Source organism: Paraburkholderia sp. D1E, from assembly GCF_052682275.1.
Map to the genome: position 1 here is coordinate 4,952,524 of NZ_JBQYMB010000001.1, position 18,227 is coordinate 4,970,750.

An 18,227-nucleotide genomic window follows, 5' to 3' on the forward strand; every position below is an offset into this window, starting at 1 on the left:
GCGCGGTGCGTTCTATTCCAATCCACGAGCACGCCCAAACGGCGCAGCTCATTTTTCTGAGTCCACCAGTCCGCGCACGAACCAGCGCTGCATCGTCAGCACCACGGCGAGCGGCGGCAGCATGGCGAGCAGTGTCGCGGTCATCACCAGGTGCCATTCGGTCGCGGTGTCGCCGGACGCGATCATGCTCTTGATGCCGACCACAGCCGTGGTCAGCGATTGCTGGCTCGTAATCAGGATCGGCCACAGATACTGATTCCAGCCGTAAATGAACGTGATGACGAACAGCGCCGCCATATTCGTTTTCGACAGCGGCAGCACCACGTCCCAGAAGAACCGCATCGCGCCGGCGCCGTCGATACGCGCCGCTTCCATCAATTCGTCTGGCAGCGTCATGAAGAACTGGCGGAACAGGAATGTCGCAGTGGCCGAGGCGATCAGCGGCAACGTCAACCCGCTATAGGTATTGCTCAGATGCATCGACGACACGACCTGCACGGTCGGGAAAATACGCACTTCGACCGGCAGCATCAGCGTGATGAAGATCAGCCAGAACGCGAGATTGCGAAACGGAAAGCGGAAGAACACGATCGCGTACGCGGAGATCATCGAGACAGCAATCTTGCCGATCGAAATCACCAGCGCCATCACGAGGCTGTTGAAGAGCATGCGGCCGAACGGCGCTGCCGCATTGCCGCTGCCTTGTGACCAGACGGTGGCGATGTTCTCGAACAGATGCGTGCTCGGCACCAGCGACAGCGGCACGCTGAACACTTCATGCTCGCTCATCGTCGCCGCGCAAAACGCGACGTACACCGGAAACACCACTAGCACGACGCCCAGAATCAGCACCGCGTGGCAGAAGAGGTCAAAACCGCGGCGGTTCTCGATCATGAGTATTGAACCCTGCGTTCGATAAAGCGGAACTGCACGACCGTCAACGCGACAACGATCACCATCAGGATGACGGACTGTGCACCCGAGCTGCCGATGTCCAGCCCCTGGAAACCTTCGGCGAAGATCTTGTAGATCAGCGTACGGGTGGATTGCGCCGGGCCGCCGCCGGTGGCGGCGTCAATTACCGGGAAGGTGTCGAAGAACGCGTAGGTAATGTTGATCACCAGCAGGAAGAAGCTGGTCGGTGAGAGCAATGGCAGTGCGATACCGAAGAAACGCCGCACCGGCCCGGCGCCGTCGATGGCCGCCGCTTCGATCAGCGAACGTGGGATTGCCTGCAAGCCGGCATAGAAGAACAGAAAGTTATAGCTGACCTGTTTCCATACGGAAGCCAGCACGACCAGAAACATCGCCTGTCCCGAATTCAACGCGTGATTCCACACGATGCCGTACTTCGCGAGCGTATAGGTGACGAGGCCGATGCTCGGATTGAACAGGAACGACCACAAGACAGCTGCGATCGCGGGTGCGACCGCATACGGCCAGATCAGCAGCGTCTGATAGGCCCTCGCGCCGCGCGTCACGCGATCCGCGCAGACTGCCAGCAACAACGAAATCACCAATCCGGACACGGTGACAAGCGCGCAGAAAATCAGCGTCGTATTGAACGACGACAAGTAGAGTGGATCGGCGAGTAACTGCTTGAAATTGGCCAGACCCACAAACTCGCTGGACGTGCCGAACGCATCCTGGCTCTGCGTGGATTGCCACAGCGCCTCGCCCGCCGGCCACAGAAAGAACAGCAGCGTGATCGCGAGTTGCGGCGCAACGAGCAGATAGGGCAGGACGCTGGTGCCGAAGCTGGAGCGCTTTTCCATCGAGAATTCCCAAGGTTCTGCTGCAACATCGGGTTTCGGCGCGAGCGCACCGAAACCCTGCTGGCGAGTACTTAATTACCGGCTTTCTCGAATCGGCGCAGCAACTCGTCGCCTCGCGACACGGATGAATCAAGCGCCTGTTGCGGCGTCTTTTTCCCCGCCCAGACCTGTTCGAGTTCTTCGTCGATAACGGTGCGGATCTGCGGCATGTTGCCAAGACGCAAACCCTTCGTGTACGGCAGCGGCGGCTTGTTGAGCATCTGTTTGATCGCCGTGTCGCTGCCCGGATTCTTCTCGTAGAAGCCTTGCTGCTGCGTCAGTTGATACGCGGCGGTCGTGACCGGCAGATAGCCCGTGTCCTGATGCCACTTCGCGGCAACCGGCGCCGAAGACAGATACGCGAGGAATTTCGCCACGCCCTTGTAGACGGCCGGGTCTTTACCCGAGAGCACCCACAGACTTGCGCCACCGATGATCGCGTTCTGCGGCGCACCCTTCACGCTCGCGTCGTACGGCATCATGCCGGTGCCGAAGTTGAATTTGGCGTACTTCTTGATCGTGGCAAGCGAGCCCGACGAGTTCGTGATGATCCCGCAGTCGCCGCTATAAAACTTCGACACCGGCTCGTCTTTGCGCCCGACATACGTGAAGGTGCCTTCCTTCTGCATGTTCTGCAGGAACTGGATGTGCGCGACCTGCAGCGGCTTGTTGAATTCGAGCTGCGCGTCGAGGCCGTCGAAACCATTGTTCTTCGACGCGAACGGCGCGCCGTGCCAGGCGCTATAGTTTTCGAGCTGAATCCAGCTTTGCCAGCCCGACGAATAGCCGCACGCCATGCCCGACGCCTTCAGCTTCTGCGCGTCCACCTGCAATTCGGCCCAGGTTTTCGGCGGCTGATTCGGATCGAGCCCCGCTTTCTTGAACGCGTCCTTGTTGTAGTACAGCACCGGCGTCGAGCTATTGAACGGCATCGAAATCAGTTCGCCGGTTTTGGCGTCGCTGTAATAGCTCGCGATGGTCGGCACGAAGGCCTTTTCGTCGAGCGGCACGCCGGCTTGTTTGAACACTTCCGAAACCGGGATGACGGCCTTTTTCGCCTGCATCATCGTGGCGGTGCCGACTTCGTAGACCTGCAGAATGGCGGGCGCATTGCCGCTACGATAAGCGGCGATGCCGGCGGCGAGAGTCTGGTCGTAGGTGCCTTTGAACACCGGCACGATCTTGTAGTCGCTTTGAGACGCGTTGAACGCGTTGGCGATGTCGTTCAGACGCTCGCCGAGGGCGGCTTCCATGCCGTGCCAGAACTGGATTTCAGTGGCGGCGTGGGCGGCCTGGCTAATGCCGAAGCTCAATACGGCAGCAACGGAAAGCGAACGGAACAGCGGCTTGCAACGCATCGATTTGTCTCCTGATCGGAACGGGCGCGGATGGGAATCGCGCGATTCTAGTTGTGTTCGATGACAGTTCGGCGTCGGCTACCGGGCGGCGGTCCGCTTTTGACTGGCGCCAACTGCCGCAATTTAACACCGGCTGTCACGAAACGGAAACAATGCGGATCTGAGGCGGCAGGTTTGCACGACGTGCGGAAGTCAAAGCGGGGCGGCGCGAAAAAGCCCGCATTTAGCGGGCCTTCTTTGAGTCTGGCGGCGCTCAGCGTTTCGCTGGCTGCCGTCCCGAGCAGAGACTGAACGTCAAACGTTGAACAGGAAGTTCATCACGTCTCCGTCGTGCACGACGTATTCCTTGCCTTCCGCACGCATCTTGCCGGCTTCCTTCGCGCCTTGCTCACCTTTGTAGGTGATGAAGTCATTGAAGGCGATGGTCTGTGCGCGAATGAAGCCGCGCTCGAAGTCGGTGTGGATCGCGCCGGCTGCTTGCGGTGCGGTATCGCCGACATGGATCGTCCACGCGCGTACTTCCTTCACGCCTGCCGTGAAGTAGGTTTGCAGGCCCAGCAACTTGAAACCCGCACGAATCACGCGGTTCAGACCAGGCTCTTCCATGCCCATGTCGGCGAGAAACACTGCCATGTCCGCTTCTTCGAGGTCGGCGATTTCCGCTTCGATTGCCGCGCACACGGCGACGACCGGTGCGCCTTCGGCTGCCGCGAATTTCGTGACTGCGTCGAGGTGCGGGTTGTTGTGGAAACCGTCGTCCTTCACGTTGGCGACGTACATGGTCGGCTTGGCGGTGATCAGGCAGAACGGCTTGAGGGTGGCCTTTTCTTCATCCGACAGATCGAGCGCGCGGACCGGCTTGGCCTGGTCGAGCTGAGCGCGTACTTTTTCCAGCACCGCGGCGTTCTTGATGGCTTCCTTGTCGTTACCCGACTTGGCGGCTTTCGAATAGCGCGACAGCGCCTTTTCGACGGTCGCGAGGTCGGCCAGCGCCAGCTCAGTGTTGATCACTTCGATATCCGAGAGCGGATCGACCTTGTTCGCGACGTGGATCACATTCTCGTCTTCGAAGCAGCGCACGACGTGCGTGATCGCGTCGGTTTCGCGGATGTTCGCGAGGAACTGGTTGCCCAGACCTTCGCCCTTGCTCGCACCGGCCACGAGGCCGGCGATGTCGACGAACTCCACCACGGCCGGCAGGATACGCTCCGGCTTGACGATTTCGGCGAGCGCCTTCAGACGTGCATCCGGTACTTCGACGATGCCGACGTTCGGCTCGATCGTGCAGAACGGATAGTTTTCGGCGGCGATGCCCGCCTTGGTCAGCGCGTTGAACAGGGTGGACTTGCCGACGTTAGGCAGGCCGACGATGCCGCATTTGAGGCTCATGGAAATCCTTCAGTGAATCAGTAAGTTGCGTGATGCGCTCGACGCTGTGTGCAGGATTCGAAAAGCCTTCGCGCCTGGCGTGGCGGAGGAAGCGCAGCGGAGCGGGACAAGACACCAGATCGGGGCGTTGCCTCGACGATTCTGGGCGAGTTTTGTCACGGAAAATGCAATTGTAACCCGTTCGGATAGGGTTCCTGGGAAGGGGGCGGGAAACCGGGCTTACCCGGAAATATTTTGTCGGAACATTGTAATATGCGGGTCCGGGGCCGCTAGAGCCCTTTCCGGGGAAGCACGATGACAATAAAAACATGGGCCAGATGGGTAGTGTGGGCAGCGCTGCTTGGCGCCGGCGTGGTTGCCTGGCTGTCGCCGAACTACGAAGACGCCCAGGCGGCGACCGATCGCCAGACGGTGGACTGCATGGTGAAGCAGCTTACTCAGGACGATAAGCGCAGCATTGCGCAATTCGCCGATACCAATGATTTCGACTCGCTGTGGCGCGTGTACGACCGGGTTTTCCCAGACTGTACGATACGAGGGGACCAGCGGGACCGTCAGAGCGAGCTGGTGATGAGCGCGTGGAACGTCCTTTCAACCGACCGTGAATTCACGCGTTTTCGCGAAGCCGATGCGGCGCACGCCGCGCTGGGACACTAGGTTTCAGGCCGAAATGCCGCACGCCTCGATCCGTCCCCCGCAACCCCCGCAGCTATAATGCGCGGATGAATGCACACCACCAGACCTTTGATGCCGCCGTGATCGGCGGCGGGCTCGTCGGCAAGACCGCAGCGCTGGCGCTGACGCAAGGCGGCCTGCGCGTGGCGCTGCTCGCGCAACCCTGTGCGGCGCTGCCGCCGGGTGCTACCTTCGACTCGCGGGTCTACGCGCTGTCGTCGAGTTCGCAGGCTCTGCTGGAGCGGTTGCGGGTCTGGCAGGCGCTTGATCTGTCAAAGCTTGCGCCTGTCTACGACATGCGCGTCTACGGGGACGCGCACGCCGAACTTCATTTCTCCGCGTTCCAGGCTTCCGTGCCGCAGTTGGCGTGGATTGTCGAGTCGTCGGTCATTGAGCGCGCGCTGGACGCGGCGCTGCGTTTCCAGCCGAATCTCACCTGGATCGACACGCGCGCGCAGGCACTCGACTTTACCGCCGACGGTGCCAGCGTCGGTCTTGCCAATGGCAATGTGCTCGAGGCCGATCTGGTGGTCGGGGCGGATGGGGCGCATTCGTGGGTGCGCGCGCAGATCGGCTCGAAGATGAACCGGCGCGACTATAAGCAAACCGGCGTGGTCGCGAATTTCACGGCCGAAAAACCGCACGGCGAAACCGCTTATCAGTGGTTCAAGGACGGCGAAATCATCGCGCTGCTGCCCATGCCGGACGGCCACGTGTCGCTGGTCTGGTCGGCACGCACCGAGCACGCCGAACAACTGCTCGCGCTCGACCCTGCGCAACTCGCGGCGGAAGTCGAACGTATGACAGGCGGTCAGTTCGGCGCTCTGGAATGCGTGACGCCCGCCCAAGGCTTCCCGCTCGCGCTGCAAACCGTCGATAAGCTCGTGGCGCCGCGCGTTGCGCTGGTCGGCGATGCCGCGCATCTGATTCACCCGTTAGCGGGCCAGGGTATGAACCTCGGCTTGCGCGATGTCGCGGCGCTCGCCGGGACGGTCGCAGGCAAGGAAGCGTTTCGTGATCTCGGCGACATGGTGCTGCTGCGTCGTTATGAACGCGCTCGCCGCGAAGACATCCGCGCGCTGATGATCGCCACCGACGGCCTGCAAAAACTCTTCTCGGCGCCCGGTCCGTTTGCCAAGGTGCTGCGCAATACCGGCATGGCGTTTGTCGGCGCCCAGCCGTTCATCAAACGCTGGCTGGTGTCGGCCGCGCTGGGGTAAAGCCTCCAGCCCGCATGCCCGTTCGGCGAGACGGGTATCATGAACGGATGGACGCCATTCCGGTCAGACCAGAAACGTCCCAAAAACGCGCATCGCGCGCGATTGAACTCCAGGAATTCAGCATGAAAAAATCCTTCCGCATTGCGGCCGTCGCGCTCGCGATCGCTGCCGTGGCGATCGGTTGCTCCGCACAGGCCGACCAAACCACCGACAAGCTCAAGGCCACGCTGCAAACGCGTCTGGCCGACGTGACGATCAAGAGCGTGACGAAGTCGCCGATTGCCGGCCTCTATGAAGTGAATCTTGGCACACAGATCATCTATAGCGACGCAAACGGCGACTATCTCATGCTCGGCGACATGGTCGACGCGAAGACCCGCAAGAATCTGACTGAAGCGCGTCTGTCGGAGACCAATCGCATCGACTTCGCGAGCCTGCCGTTCGCGAACGCGGTGAAGGTTGTGAAGGGCAACGGCGCGCGCAAGATCGCTGTGTTCTCCGATCCGAACTGCCCGTACTGCAAGCAGCTCGAAACGACGCTCAAGTCGATCGATAACGTTACGGTCTACACCTTCCTGTACCCGGTGCTGTCGCCTGACTCGACTGCCAAGTCGAAGTCGATCTGGTGCTCGACCGACCGCGCGAAGGCGTGGGAATCATGGATGCAGAACCATCAGGCGCCCACCGCCGCCGGTACCTGCGACACCGCCGCGATCGACAAGAACCTGGCACTCGGCCGTGCGATGAGCGTTGACGGCACGCCGACCGTGTTCCTCGCCGACGGCCGCCGCCTGCCTGGCGCCGTGCCGGCAGACCGGTTGGACAAGGAAATGTCCGCCGTGCACTGAGCACGCAACGTCAGTCGAGGAAAGGAGGCGCGAAGTGCGCCTCCTTTCACATCAAGCCCCGAACATCCCCGCCAGAAAACTTCTAATCGCCGCCGATGAAGCCGATCCGCTACACCATCGTTCCGAAGCAACCCGCCGCCCACCTGTTCGAAGTCACCGTCACCGTCACCGATCCCGATCCGGCCGGCCAGCGTTTCATGCTGCCGGTGTGGATTCCGGGCAGCTATATGGTGCGCGAATTCGCTCGCAACATTGTCACGCTGCGCGCCGTCAACGACGCGGGGCGGAAGGTGCGCGTCGAAAAGACCGACAAGCACACGTGGCAGGCAGCGCCGGTCAAAGGCGCGCTAACACTGCGCTACGAAGTGTATGCATGGGATCTGTCGGTGCGCGCGGCGCATCTTGACGACACGACGGGCTTTTTCAATGGCACTAGCGTGTTTCTGTCGCCGCTCGGTCACGAGGAAGCACAATGCGTGGTCGACATCCAGAAGCCGGAAGGCGCGGCGTACCGCAACTGGCGCGTCGCGACTGCGTTGCCGGAAGCGCGTGGCACGAAGCGCTACGGCTTCGGCGAGTATCGCGCGCAGAACTACGACGAGCTGATCGATCATCCGGTTACGTTGGGGGAGTTCGCGTTGGCGACGTTCAAGGCGCACGGCGTGCCGCACGACATCGTGATCGCGGGGCGCGTGATCGGGCTCGATATGGCGCGTCTGTCCGCCGATCTAAAGCGCATCTGCGAAGCGCAGATCGCATTGTTCGAGCCGAAGTCGAAGAAGGCGCCCATGGATCGCTACGTGTTCATGACACAGGCCGTCACCGACGGTTATGGCGGACTGGAGCATCGCGCTTCGACGGCGCTGATCTGCAATCGCGGAGATCTGCCGGTGGAAGGCCGCGACGCGCCCACCGAAGGTTACCGAACCTACCTCGGTCTGTGCAGCCATGAATACTTCCACACCTGGAATGTGAAGCGTATCAAGCCGGCCGTGTTTGCGCCGTACGACCTGAGCGTCGAAAACACCACGTCGCTGCTGTGGCTGTTCGAAGGCTTCACGTCCTACTACGACGACTTGATCCTCGTACGCAGCGGCCTGATCTCGCAAGACGACTATCTCGTCCTACTCGGCAAGGTAGTCGGTGGCGTGCAGCGTGGCAGTGGCCGTCTGAAGCAGACGGTGGCCGAAAGCTCGTTCGACGCGTGGGTCAAATACTATCGGCAGGACGAAAACGCGCCGAACGCGATCGTCAGCTATTACACCAAGGGTTCGCTCGTCGCGCTCGCATTCGATTTGACGATTCGCGCGCAGACCAATAACCGCAAATCGCTCGACGACGTGATGCGTCTGCTTTGGCAGCGGTTTGGGCGCGACTTCTATCGTGGCAAGCCCGTCGGCGTCGAAGAAGGCGAGATCGAGGCGATTTTTGCCGAAGCGACCGGCGTGCAACTGGGCGAATTGCTCGCCGAAGCCGTGCACGGCACGCGCGATCTGCCCCTCGACACGTTGCTCACGCCGTTCGGCATCACGCTCGCGCCGGAGCTGGACAAGAACGGCAAGCCGTCGCTCGGCGCGCGCATGCGCGGCGGCGCGGATTGCACGCTGGCGGCGGTTCACGAAGGTAGCGCGGCGCAAAAAGCAGGGCTTTCGGCGGGCGACGTGCTGATCGCGCTCGACGGTCTGCGTGTGACGGGCTCGAATCTTGATTCCCTGCTGTCGCGCTATCTGCCGGGCGCAAAGGTCGAAGTCCACGCCTTCCGCCGCGATGAACTGCGTACCGCACAAGTCAAGCTGGACGGGCCAGAGGTGTCGCGCTACAAGCTGACTGTGAGCGATAAACAGCCGGCGGCGCGCAAGGCGCGGGAGCGCTGGCTGACAAGCTGATCGTAATCCGGAACGATGTTAATCGCTGTTTCAAAGCGGGGGATTGTTCTACCAGTGCAACAATCCTTCGCTGCCACACGGCTTTTTCCCGGGTTGGTAAAAAATCACAATGGCTCCACTCGCGCAAAACTGCGCGCCCCTACTGGAGTCAACCATGACCACGATCCTGCAAATCAACTCGGCAGCCCGCTCGCAAGGCGCGAACTCGACCCTGCTCCTCAACGAGCTGACCGCAAAGCTACAACAATCGAATCCGGGCGCGCAAGTCGTCGTCCGTAACCTGCAAGCCGAACCGCTGCCGCATCTGGACGACGCCGTCCTCGGCGCGTTCTTCACGCCGGCTGACCAGCGCACGCCGGAACAAGCCGCGATCTCTGCTCGCAGCGAAGCGCTGATCGCCGAACTGCAAGCCGCCGACATCGTTGTGATCGGTGCACCGATGTACAACTTCGGCATCTCGTCGCAACTGAAGACGTATTTCGACTTCATCGCACGCGCCGGCATCACGTTCCAGTACACGGCAAATGGTCCGGAAGGTCTCGTGAAGGGTAAGAAGGTGTTCGTGGTTTCGGCTCGTGGCGGCAAGTATCTGGGCACCCCGAACGACACCCAAACGCCGTATCTGAAGAGTTTCCTCGGCTTCCTCGGTATGACCGATGTGGACTTTATCTACGCCGAAGGTCTGAACATGGGCCCCGACGCTGCTACCGCCGCGCTGGCTGGTGCGCGTGAAGCGATCGCCGCTGCGTAAGGTGTGAGGTTGGTCCCTGCTGCGTGATCGCAGCGGGATGAATGAAAAAACGCCACGGGGTGTAATTCCGTGGCGTTTTTGCTTTTGCGGCGGCTGCGACTTTGGTTCCCGACACCGGATCCTTTGGCCCTTTGGTTCCTGGTGTACGGTCTCTGGCTAGTGTCGGTGCGTTTCGCGCGATTTGGCCTTACGCCAGCATCTGCGCTTCGTCGGGCAAACGCCAGTCGATCGGTGTGCGGCCATGCTTCACGAGATATTCGTTGGCCGACGCAAAATGCCCGCAGCCGAGAAAGCCGCGATGCGCCGACAGCGGCGAGGGATGCGGCGCCTCCAGCACGTAATGCGACTTGCCGCCAAGCAGCGCGCGTTTGGCTTGCGCATGCGCGCCCCACAGCATGAACACGAGTCCGTCATGGCGCATGGCCAGCTCATGGATCAGCGTGTCGGTGCATTTTTCCCAACCGCGCTTTGCATGACTCGCGGCCGCATCGCGCTCGACGGTCAGCACCGTGTTCAACAGCAGCACGCCCTGTTTGGCCCACGTGTCGAGGCAGCCATGGCGTGGCGGCTCGTGGCCGAGGCTCGCGGCGATTTCCTTGAAGATGTTGCGCAGCGACGGTGGCGTGCGCACGTTCGGCGCCACTGAAAACGCCAGTCCGTGCGCTTGCGGCGTGCCGCGGTCTTCGCCGTGATACGGGTCCTGCCCGAGGATCACGACTTTGACTTCGTCGGGGCTGGTGAGGCGCAGGGCCCGGAAGACGTCGGCGGGATAGACGGTTTTGCCCGCCGCGCGTTCACCGTCGACGAAACGGCATAGCGGCGTGTAGGCGTCGCTTTCGATGAACGGTTTAAGGTGCGCGCCCCAGGCCGGGGGCAGGGCGGCGAATTGGGCTTCGAGCGTCGGCGGTGGCGAGCCAGCGGCTGTTTGCGCCGGCTGCTGCGCGGTGGCGTTGGACGGCGTGGTCGAGGCGTCGCCGAACAACGAGGCTTGCGACGGATTGGAGCGGGTGCGGGAAGCTGAGGTCATGGCGAGGAAGTGTCGCAGCAAACGCGGGCTAGCTCAAGTTTGCGCCGCGTGAGGGCCGCGCATTGTGCTGGCGAGCGGCGAGCAGCGGGCAGCCTGGCCGGCGGTACCGAGAAAGGGTTCTGGCGCGCGGCGCAATCGGAGAAACAAACCCGTGCGTCGCACACGCCGAGGGCTTAACTTGCCCGCAATTGATAACCGCGTTGCGCTTTACTGATGTTGTCCGGCGCAAGACCGGTTACCTGTTTGCCGAGTTCTGTCGAGAGCGTGTTGAGCGTTGCTTCGTTGCCGGACTTCAGTTCCAGTTCGACTTCGGAGATCGGCGCGCGGCGTGTCTCGCCGTTCACCTCCGCGATAACGTCGCCCTGATCGATTGCGGCTTCAACTTCCGAACCGTCCAGTTCGACATTCCACAGCGTGCGCGTGAAATTCGTGCGAAACAGTTCGATCAGGTCCGGCGCGGCCTGACGCAGGGCTTCAGCGGCTGTCGGTTCGTCACACTCACGCAGCAGTGCGTCGATTTCGAGTTTCTCGCCCGCAACGGGCATTTCCCATTCGTGCCGGCTGTGCAAACCGTCCTTGGCATTGCCCACAGTCTTGAACGTTTGCAGCCAGCCGTCCGGCGTGTGCCGCAGTCGCAGCGCGCTTTTCGAAGTGGCCAGCGCCAGCTTCGGCGTATCGAAGTAGATATTCGCCAGTTTGATGGGGCGGCCCTCGCTACCGGTGCGCGCGACGAACCACTGCGTCGCCGCTTTCACCTGGCTCACCGGCAGTGCCAGCTTGATTTCACGTTCCATGGCCATTGTGTGCTCCGCTGCGTGCGCTAAATGTTGAAACTGTGCTTAGAAAAACATGCGCGCAAGTTCCACACCCGGCTCTTCCGCGCGCATGAACGCCTCGCCGACGAGGAACGTATGCACGTCCATCGCCCGCAGACGTTCGACATCGACGCGCGACAGAATGCCTGACTCCGTGACCACGATGCGGTCGTCGGGAATCGATTCGAGCATGCCGATGGTTGTCTCGATCGACGTTTCGAACGTACGCAGATTGCGGTTGTTGACGCCGATCAACGGTGTCTTCAGCGTGAGCGCTTCCATCAGTTCGTTGCTGTCATGCACTTCGACCAGCACCGCGAGGCCCAGCGAATGCGCCAGCGCTTCGAGGTCCTGCATCTGCGAAGTTTCGAGTGCGGCGGCGATCAGCAGGATCGCGTCGGCGCCCATCGCGCGGGCTTCGACGATCTGGTACGGGTCGACGATGAAGTCTTTGCGCAGCACCGGCAAATTGCAGGCGGCGCGGGCCTCTTCGAGATACGCCACGCTGCCCTGGAAGAACTGCACGTCGGTGAGCACGGACAAGCAGGCCGCACCGTGCTTTTCGTACGAGCGCGCAATGTCGGCAGGGACAAAGTTTTCGCGCAGCACGCCTTTCGACGGACTCGCTTTCTTCACTTCGGAAATGACAGCGGCGAGGCCGGCCGCGTGTTTCGCGCGCAATGCGCCGACGAAATCGCGGATGTCGCGCGACGATGCTTCGAGGCGCAGTTCTTCGAGCGGCGCGCTTTGTGCGGCCGCGCGGACTTCTTCGCGTTTGACCGCGATGATGCGGTCGAGAATGTCGCTCATGAGTGTCTCGCTACGTAGTTACTGCTTGAATTGCTGGGTGAAGCGGATCAGATCGTCGACCTTGGCGCGTGCCTTGCCGCTCGCGATCGCTTCGCGCGCCAATTGGATGCCGTCCGCAATCGACGCCGCCACGTTCGCCGAATAGAGGGCCGTGCCCGCGTTCAGTGTGACGATTTCACGCGCGACGCCCGGTTTGTTGTCGAGCGCTTCGAGCAGCATCAGTTTGGATTCGGCGGCGTCGGCCACTTTCAGCGTGCGGTTCGACACCATCTGCATGCCGAAGTCTTCCGGATGGATTTCGTACTCGTGGATCTGGCCGTCGCGCAACTCGCCGACCTGCGTGGCCGCGCCGAGCGAGACTTCGTCCATGCCATCCATACCGTACACCACCAGCACGTGCTTGGCGCCCAGACGCTGCATCACGCGCACCTGAATGCCGACGAGGTCGCCGTGGAACACGCCCATCAGTTGATTCGGCGCGCCGGCCGGATTGGTCAGCGGTCCGAGAATGTTGAAAAGGGTCCGTACGCCGAGTTCGCGGCGCACCGGCGCGATGTTCTTCATTGCCGGATGATGGTTCGGCGCGAACATGAAGCCCATGCCGGTTTCCGCAATCGAGGCCGCCACCTGTTCCGGCTGCAGATCGATATTCACGCCGAGCGCTTCGAGCACATCTGCGCTGCCCGACTTGCTCGACACGCCGCGATTACCATGTTTCGCAACCTTCGCGCCGGCCGCGGCGGATACGAACATCGTCGCCGTGGAAATGTTGAAGGTGTGCGAGCCGTCGCCGCCGGTGCCGACGATATCGACGAAGTTTGAGTTGTCCGGTACCTCGACGTGCCGGGCAAATTCACGCATCACCGTGGCGGCAGCGGTGATTTCGCCGATGGTCTCTTTTTTGACGCGCAGGCCGGTGATGATCGCCGCCGACATCACGGGCGACAGTTCGCCGCGCATGATGAGGCGCATCAGATGCAGCATTTCGTCGTGGAAAATTTCGCGGTGCTCGATCGTGCGTTGCAGCGCTTCCTGGGGCGTAATCGACATGATTTCGTCTCTCTTTATCAAGCGCTATGGTGGGCAATCTTCGATTGCTTGACGAAATTCTCAAGCAGCGCGTGCCCGTGTTCGGACAGGATCGATTCCGGATGGAACTGCACGCCTTCAACGGCCAGTTCCTTGTGACGCACGCCCATGATCTCGCCGTCTTCGGTCCATGCGGACACTTCAAGGCAGTCGGGCAGCGATTCGCGTTCGATTGCGAGCGAGTGATAACGCGTCACGACGAAATGCTTCGGCAGGTCGGCGAATACGCCTTTGCAGTCGGTTTCGATCGTGCTCACTTTGCCGTGCATGATGGTTTGCGCGCGCACAACGCGGCCGCCGAATGCTTCGCCGATCGCCTGATGGCCGAGGCACACGCCCAGAATCGGCGTCTTGCCGGCGAACTCACGCAGCACGTCGAGCGTAATGCCGGCGTGTTGCGGATTGCTTGGGCCGGGCGACAGACAAATGCGTTCCGGGTTGAGCTTCGCAATTTCGTCTAACGTGATTTCGTCGTTCCGATAGGTGCGCACGTCTTCGCCGAGTTCGCCGAAGTACTGCACCAGGTTGTAGGTGAACGAGTCGTAGTTGTCGATCATAAGCAGCATGGTGTGTCTCCGGTCAGAAGTCGCTATCGAGGCCGTCTTGAACCTGCTCGGCGGCGCGTAGCACAGCGCGCGCCTTGTTCTCGGTCTCTTGCCATTCGGATTCCGGCACCGAATCCGCGACTACGCCCGCTGCCGCCTGCACATACAGATTGCCGTTGTGGATCACGCCGGTGCGGATCGTGATCGCCATATCCATTTCGCCGGTGAACGACAGATAGCCGACCGCACCGCCGTACAGGCCGCGCTTCACCGGTTCCAGTTCGTCGATCAGTTCCATCGCGCGGATTTTCGGCGCGCCGGACAGCGTGCCGGCGGGGAAAGTGGCGCGCAGCACGTCGAAGTTGGTGGTGCCGGGTTTCAGCTTGCCTTCGACCGAGCTCACGATGTGCTGCACATGTGAGTACTTTTCAATCGCCATCTGATCGGTGACGACCACCGAGCCGATCTGCGAAATCCGGCCCACGTCATTACGCGCGAGGTCGATCAGCATCACGTGTTCGGCGATTTCCTTCGGGTCGTTCAGGAGTTCGGTGGCGAGCTCTGCATCGCGTTCCGGCGTGTTGCCGCGCGGACGTGTGCCGGCAAGCGGCCGGATCGTGACGATACGGTTCTCGCCGCGCTTTTCCTGGCGCACCAGAATTTCCGGCGACGCACCGACCACGTGAAAGTCGCCGAAGTTGTAGTAATACATATACGGCGACGGATTTAGCGAACGCAGCGCGCGATACAGCGACAGCGGATTGTCGCGGTATGGCTTGGTCAGACGCTGGCCGACCTGCACTTGCATCAGCTCGCCGGCGGCGATGTATTCCTTCGCCTTGCGCACGGCGGCCAGATAATCGTCTTTCGCGAATTCGCGATAGGTCTCGGTGCGCACGCTGGCCGACGTGACCGGCGGCTGCACGGTTGTACGCAAACGCTGACGCAATTCACGCAGACGCTGCCTGGCTTTCGTGTACGCCTCGGGTTGCGTCGGATCCGCATACACCACCAGGTAGAGCTTGCCTGCGAGGTTGTCGATCACTGCGACTTCTTCGGTGAGCAGCAACTGAATGTCCGGCAGGTTCAGATCGTCTTTCGGTGCCGTGTGCGCGAGCTTTTTCTCGATGTAGCGCACCGCGTCGTAGCCGAAGTAGCCCGCCAGACCGCCCGCGAAACGCGGCAGACCGGGGCGCTGCGCCACTTTGAAGCGACCCTGGAACTGCTGGATGAATTCGAGCGGATCGCCTTCATGTGTTTCGACGACTTTGCCGTCCCGTACCACTTCCGACACCCCGTTGCGGGTGCGCAGTAGCGTGCGCGCCGGCAGGCCGATGAACGAATAGCGGCCAAAGCGTTCGCCGCCCACCACCGATTCCAGCAGGAACGAGTTGGCGCCGTTCCGTTCGCTCTGCGCGAGCTTCAGGTACAGAGAGAGCGGCGTTTCGAGGTCGGCGAGTGCTTCGGCGATCAGCGGAATGCGGTTGAAACCCTCGTTGGCGAGGGACTGGAATTCGAGTTCGGTCATGTTCCGATCCTGTACGTACGTCAGACGGCACTATGCGTCGGACAAAGCGGGGCGCGGCGCGCCCGGTCAGGCGTTCGTTCGACGTTTCGACACGATGATACCGACCGGCGCGAGTTTCCCATCGACGCGTGCACGGGGTTTCAGCGCACACATGTACTTTGTGGGTACACGAAGGCCGAATCAACCGGTGCAGCGAAACAAGATGATGGAAAAAACGCGTGAGCGCAGCGAAGTAAAAAACGGTTGCCGAAGACGAGCTTCAGCGTACCTCAGGCGAGGTTAGCGCGACCAGCGACGCCAGGGCCAAGCTCCCCGGTCGATGCTAATCAGACTCCGTTTTTTATTCAGAAACATGAGGATGAGGGACTTTTCAAGTCGTGGAATGGTGCGCTGCGATAGCCTTGGCGGCATCGAGCAGCGAGGCAACTATACCATCGGATTTTATTTCTTGTATAGCTCGGCCGTGGTTGTAGCCATACGGCAGTGTCAGCGTTGCCATGCCCGCCGCGCGGCCCGCCAGCGCGTCGTTTTCCGAATCGCCGATGGCGACCGTGGCTTGCGGCAGAACGCCTAGCTGTTCGGCGGCGGTGAGCATGGGAAGCGGATCTGGCTTCTTTTTCGGCAAGCTGTCGCCGCCGAGCACGACGCTGAAATACTCGCTGAGCCCGTATTGCTCCAGCAAATCGACCGCGAAACGGTGCGGTTTGTTGGTGACGCAGGCGAGTTTGAGGCCGGCTTTGCGCATGGCGCTGAGACCGGCTTCCACCTCGGGGTACAGCCGCGTGTGCACGCCGTTGATCTTTGCGTACTCGTCCTGATAAATGGCGAGTGCTTCGTCGAAACGGTCCTGTGCGTGGTCTGTTTCGAAGCGCTGGGCCAGCACGCTGCGGATCAGATTCTCCGAGCCCTTGCCGATATAACCGATCACTTCCTCGCGGGAGGTTTCCGCCGCGTCGAGTTGCGCGAGCATGCCGTTCAGGCCGGCAGTGAAATCGTCGGCGGTATCGATCATCGTGCCGTCCAGGTCGATGATCGCGGCCTGCAGGCGCGGGCTGGTGAAGGTCGGAGCGGGGTATGAAGTCGTCATTTTCAGTGCGGGATCCCGGTGATCGAGTGGTGCTCGATCAGTGCTGGATGTTGGCGAGGGCGGCGCGCATCTTGTCGATCACCACCTTGTGATCCGGCGCGCCGAAGATCGCCGAGCCTGCCACGAACGTGTCCGCGCCAGCTGCTGCAATTTCTGCGATGTTGTCGACCTTCACACCGCCGTCCACTTCGAGATGAATCTCGCGACCGGTCTTTTCCTTGTAGGCATCGATCCGCTTGCGCGCTTCGCGCAGTTTGACGAGCGCCTCAGGAATGAACGATTGACCGCCGAAGCCCGGATTCACCGACATGATCAGCACCAGATCGACCTTGTCCATCACGTAGTCCAGATGGTTCAGCGAGGTGGCCGGGTTGAACACGAGGCCGGCCTTGCAGCCATGGTCGCGAATCAGTGACAGCGTGCGGTCGATATGGTCCGAGCCTTCCGGATGAAAGCTGATCAGGTTCGCGCCGGCCTTGGCGAAGTCCGGCACGATGCGGTCGACCGGGCGCACCATGAGGTGCACGTCGATTGGCACGTCCACGTGCGGGCGGATCGCTTCGCAGACGAGCGGGCCGATCGTAAGGTTCGGCACGTAATGGTTGTCCATCACGTCGAAGTGAATCCAGTCGGCGCCGGCGGCGACAACGTTGCGGACTTCTTCGCCAAGGCGCGAGAAATCGGCAGACAGAATGCTGGGGGCAATGCGGAATTGCGTCATGGCGGGGGCGGATGCAAGCGGGAAAACGCCATTTTACCGTTTTGTGCGCTTCTGAATCGTCTTACGGGCAGTTTGAGGCCGGTGCCGGGCCGTGCTGCAAAGGTGACAAAACGCCTTAGCGGCCCTTGGCCAGAGGGATTTGTCCGGTTGCGGGCGTGCCGCGCATCAAGCAGAATGCCAAACCATAAGCGCTGCTTCGCCAATGCGCCCGCAAACCATTGGCGTTCGGGGCTTCCCGCGATTTTTTACACCCCCGTTTCACCAGACCGGAATCAGGATGAGCCAGTACGAATTCAGCGTCTCGGCGCAGGTGCAGTACCTGCCCGAAGAGTCGGACCCGGAGCGCCGCCAGTATGCGTTTGCATACACGCTGACTATCCGTAACAGTGGCCAGGTGCCCGCACAGTTGATTGCGCGGCACTGGGTGATCACCGACAGCGATAACAACGTGCAGGAAGTAAAAGGACTGGGCGTGGTCGGGCATCAGCCGCTGCTCAAACCGGGCGAGCACTTCGAGTATACGAGTTGGGCCGTGATCGCGACGCCTGTCGGCACCATGCGCGGCGACTATTTCTGCGTGGCGGAGGATGGCGAGCGCTTTGACGCACCCGTGCCCGAGTTCATTCTGCGTATGCCGCGTACTTTGCATTGAACCGCAGGCGCG

18 protein-coding genes are annotated in these 18,227 nt (G+C 61.4%); 6 read left to right on the forward strand and 12 right to left on the reverse strand.

The window, feature by feature from the left end; translation table 11 throughout:
• Nucleotides 1-48 precede the first annotated feature (48 nt).
• The 4 genes from ugpE to ychF form a co-directional block, all read right to left on the reverse strand.
• Nucleotides 49-894: a sn-glycerol-3-phosphate ABC transporter permease UgpE gene (gene ugpE / locus ACUN0E_RS22195; protein WP_408509872.1), complete on the reverse strand. Its 846-nt coding sequence runs from the start codon at nt 892-894 to the stop codon at nt 49-51.
• The gene (ugpA, locus tag ACUN0E_RS22200; protein ID WP_408338268.1) at nt 891-1,775 is read right to left on the reverse strand and encodes a sn-glycerol-3-phosphate ABC transporter permease UgpA; all 885 of its coding nucleotides are present in this window, start codon (nt 1,773-1,775) and stop codon (nt 891-893) included. The genes ugpE and ugpA overlap by 4 nt, the downstream gene beginning before the upstream one ends.
• Before the next feature lie 71 nt (nt 1,776-1,846).
• Complete coding sequence (gene ugpB / locus ACUN0E_RS22205; protein ID WP_408235902.1) at nt 1,847-3,172, reverse strand: sn-glycerol-3-phosphate ABC transporter substrate-binding protein UgpB; 1,326 nt, start codon at nt 3,170-3,172, stop codon at nt 1,847-1,849.
• 294 nt (nt 3,173-3,466) lie between these two features.
• A complete protein-coding gene (gene ychF / locus ACUN0E_RS22210; protein WP_408235899.1) occupies nt 3,467-4,561 on the reverse strand; it encodes a redox-regulated ATPase YchF in 1,095 nt (364 codons plus the stop codon).
• A gap of 294 nt (nt 4,562-4,855) precedes the next feature.
• Here ychF and ACUN0E_RS22215 point away from each other — a divergent pair, with 294 nt between their 5' ends.
• The 5 genes from ACUN0E_RS22215 to ACUN0E_RS22235 all read left to right on the forward strand — a co-directional run bounded on the left by ACUN0E_RS22215 (nt 4,856) and on the right by ACUN0E_RS22235 (nt 9,941).
• Entirely contained in the window at nt 4,856-5,218 is a 363-nt protein-coding gene (locus ACUN0E_RS22215) for a hypothetical protein (protein ID WP_445567959.1), read from the forward strand.
• A gap of 65 nt (nt 5,219-5,283) precedes the next feature.
• The gene (locus ACUN0E_RS22220; RefSeq protein ID WP_445567960.1) at nt 5,284-6,456 is read left to right on the forward strand and encodes a UbiH/UbiF family hydroxylase; all 1,173 of its coding nucleotides are present in this window, start codon (nt 5,284-5,286) and stop codon (nt 6,454-6,456) included.
• 122 nt (nt 6,457-6,578) lie between these two features.
• Entirely contained in the window at nt 6,579-7,304 is a 726-nt protein-coding gene (locus tag ACUN0E_RS22225; protein ID WP_445567961.1) for a DsbC family protein, read from the forward strand.
• 95 nt (nt 7,305-7,399) lie between these two features.
• Complete coding sequence (locus ACUN0E_RS22230) at nt 7,400-9,190, forward strand: M61 family metallopeptidase (protein WP_445567962.1); 1,791 nt, start codon at nt 7,400-7,402, stop codon at nt 9,188-9,190.
• Nucleotides 9,191-9,344: 154 nt separating this feature from the next.
• Entirely contained in the window at nt 9,345-9,941 is a 597-nt protein-coding gene (locus ACUN0E_RS22235; protein WP_325045505.1) for an FMN-dependent NADH-azoreductase, read from the forward strand.
• A 187-nt stretch (nt 9,942-10,128) separates the two neighbouring features.
• Here the strand turns inward: ACUN0E_RS22235 and ACUN0E_RS22240 are convergent, their stop codons facing one another.
• The 8 genes from ACUN0E_RS22240 to rpe form a co-directional block, all read right to left on the reverse strand.
• Nucleotides 10,129-10,968 carry a uracil-DNA glycosylase gene (locus ACUN0E_RS22240; RefSeq protein ID WP_445567963.1) on the reverse strand — a complete coding sequence of 280 codons (840 nt, stop codon included), beginning with the start codon at nt 10,966-10,968 and terminating at the stop codon, nt 10,129-10,131.
• 173 nt (nt 10,969-11,141) lie between these two features.
• Nucleotides 11,142-11,768 (reverse strand): CYTH domain-containing protein, encoded by a 627-nt coding sequence (locus ACUN0E_RS22245; RefSeq protein ID WP_445567964.1) that lies wholly within the window; start codon nt 11,766-11,768, stop codon nt 11,142-11,144.
• 39 nt (nt 11,769-11,807) lie between these two features.
• Entirely contained in the window at nt 11,808-12,593 is a 786-nt protein-coding gene (gene trpC, locus ACUN0E_RS22250; RefSeq protein ID WP_408235878.1) for an indole-3-glycerol phosphate synthase TrpC, read from the reverse strand.
• Between the two features lie 18 nt (nt 12,594-12,611).
• Nucleotides 12,612-13,643, reverse strand: a complete 1,032-nt coding sequence (trpD, locus tag ACUN0E_RS22255; protein ID WP_408235875.1) for an anthranilate phosphoribosyltransferase — start codon at nt 13,641-13,643, stop codon at nt 12,612-12,614.
• A 17-nt stretch (nt 13,644-13,660) separates the two neighbouring features.
• Complete coding sequence (locus tag ACUN0E_RS22260) at nt 13,661-14,248, reverse strand: aminodeoxychorismate/anthranilate synthase component II (RefSeq protein ID WP_445567965.1); 588 nt, start codon at nt 14,246-14,248, stop codon at nt 13,661-13,663.
• 13 nt (nt 14,249-14,261) lie between these two features.
• Nucleotides 14,262-15,755: an anthranilate synthase component I gene (trpE, locus tag ACUN0E_RS22265; protein ID WP_445567966.1), complete on the reverse strand. Its 1,494-nt coding sequence runs from the start codon at nt 15,753-15,755 to the stop codon at nt 14,262-14,264.
• Between the two features lie 370 nt (nt 15,756-16,125).
• Nucleotides 16,126-16,842: a phosphoglycolate phosphatase gene (locus tag ACUN0E_RS22270; protein ID WP_445567967.1), complete on the reverse strand. Its 717-nt coding sequence runs from the start codon at nt 16,840-16,842 to the stop codon at nt 16,126-16,128.
• 37 nt (nt 16,843-16,879) lie between these two features.
• Entirely contained in the window at nt 16,880-17,563 is a 684-nt protein-coding gene (gene rpe / locus ACUN0E_RS22275) for a ribulose-phosphate 3-epimerase (RefSeq protein ID WP_408235866.1), read from the reverse strand.
• A gap of 277 nt (nt 17,564-17,840) precedes the next feature.
• Between rpe and apaG the strand changes: the two genes are divergently transcribed.
• Nucleotides 17,841-18,215, forward strand: coding sequence for a Co2+/Mg2+ efflux protein ApaG (gene apaG, locus ACUN0E_RS22280; protein ID WP_325043016.1), 375 nt, complete (start codon nt 17,841-17,843; stop codon nt 18,213-18,215).
• Nucleotides 18,216-18,227: the final 12 nt, after the last annotated feature.

What these genes read in the sequence shown, in the direction of transcription:
- ACUN0E_RS22260 (WP_445567965.1), bottom strand. Translation starts at nt 14,248, where the DNA reads ATGCTGCTTATGATCGACAACTACGACTCGTTCACCTACAACCTGGTG.
- ACUN0E_RS22220 (WP_445567960.1), top strand. Translation starts at nt 5,284, where the DNA reads ATGAATGCACACCACCAGACCTTTGATGCCGCCGTGATCGGCGGCGGG.
- trpC (WP_408235878.1), bottom strand. Translation starts at nt 12,593, where the DNA reads ATGAGCGACATTCTCGACCGCATCATCGCGGTCAAACGCGAAGAAGTC.
- ACUN0E_RS22230 (WP_445567962.1), top strand. Translation starts at nt 7,400, where the DNA reads ATGAAGCCGATCCGCTACACCATCGTTCCGAAGCAACCCGCCGCCCAC.
- ychF (WP_408235899.1), bottom strand. Translation starts at nt 4,561, where the DNA reads ATGAGCCTCAAATGCGGCATCGTCGGCCTGCCTAACGTCGGCAAGTCC.
- trpE (WP_445567966.1), bottom strand. Translation starts at nt 15,755, where the DNA reads ATGACCGAACTCGAATTCCAGTCCCTCGCCAACGAGGGTTTCAACCGC.
- ugpA (WP_408338268.1), bottom strand. Translation starts at nt 1,775, where the DNA reads ATGGAAAAGCGCTCCAGCTTCGGCACCAGCGTCCTGCCCTATCTGCTC.
- trpD (WP_408235875.1), bottom strand. Translation starts at nt 13,643, where the DNA reads ATGTCGATTACGCCCCAGGAAGCGCTGCAACGCACGATCGAGCACCGC.
- apaG (WP_325043016.1), top strand. Translation starts at nt 17,841, where the DNA reads ATGAGCCAGTACGAATTCAGCGTCTCGGCGCAGGTGCAGTACCTGCCC.
- ACUN0E_RS22235 (WP_325045505.1), top strand. Translation starts at nt 9,345, where the DNA reads ATGACCACGATCCTGCAAATCAACTCGGCAGCCCGCTCGCAAGGCGCG.
- ACUN0E_RS22270 (WP_445567967.1), bottom strand. Translation starts at nt 16,842, where the DNA reads ATGACGACTTCATACCCCGCTCCGACCTTCACCAGCCCGCGCCTGCAG.
- ACUN0E_RS22215 (WP_445567959.1), top strand. Translation starts at nt 4,856, where the DNA reads ATGACAATAAAAACATGGGCCAGATGGGTAGTGTGGGCAGCGCTGCTT.
- ACUN0E_RS22245 (WP_445567964.1), bottom strand. Translation starts at nt 11,768, where the DNA reads ATGGCCATGGAACGTGAAATCAAGCTGGCACTGCCGGTGAGCCAGGTG.
- ugpE (WP_408509872.1), bottom strand. Translation starts at nt 894, where the DNA reads ATGATCGAGAACCGCCGCGGTTTTGACCTCTTCTGCCACGCGGTGCTG.
- ACUN0E_RS22225 (WP_445567961.1), top strand. Translation starts at nt 6,579, where the DNA reads ATGAAAAAATCCTTCCGCATTGCGGCCGTCGCGCTCGCGATCGCTGCC.
- ugpB (WP_408235902.1), bottom strand. Translation starts at nt 3,172, where the DNA reads ATGCGTTGCAAGCCGCTGTTCCGTTCGCTTTCCGTTGCTGCCGTATTG.
- ACUN0E_RS22240 (WP_445567963.1), bottom strand. Translation starts at nt 10,968, where the DNA reads ATGACCTCAGCTTCCCGCACCCGCTCCAATCCGTCGCAAGCCTCGTTG.
- rpe (WP_408235866.1), bottom strand. Translation starts at nt 17,563, where the DNA reads ATGACGCAATTCCGCATTGCCCCCAGCATTCTGTCTGCCGATTTCTCG.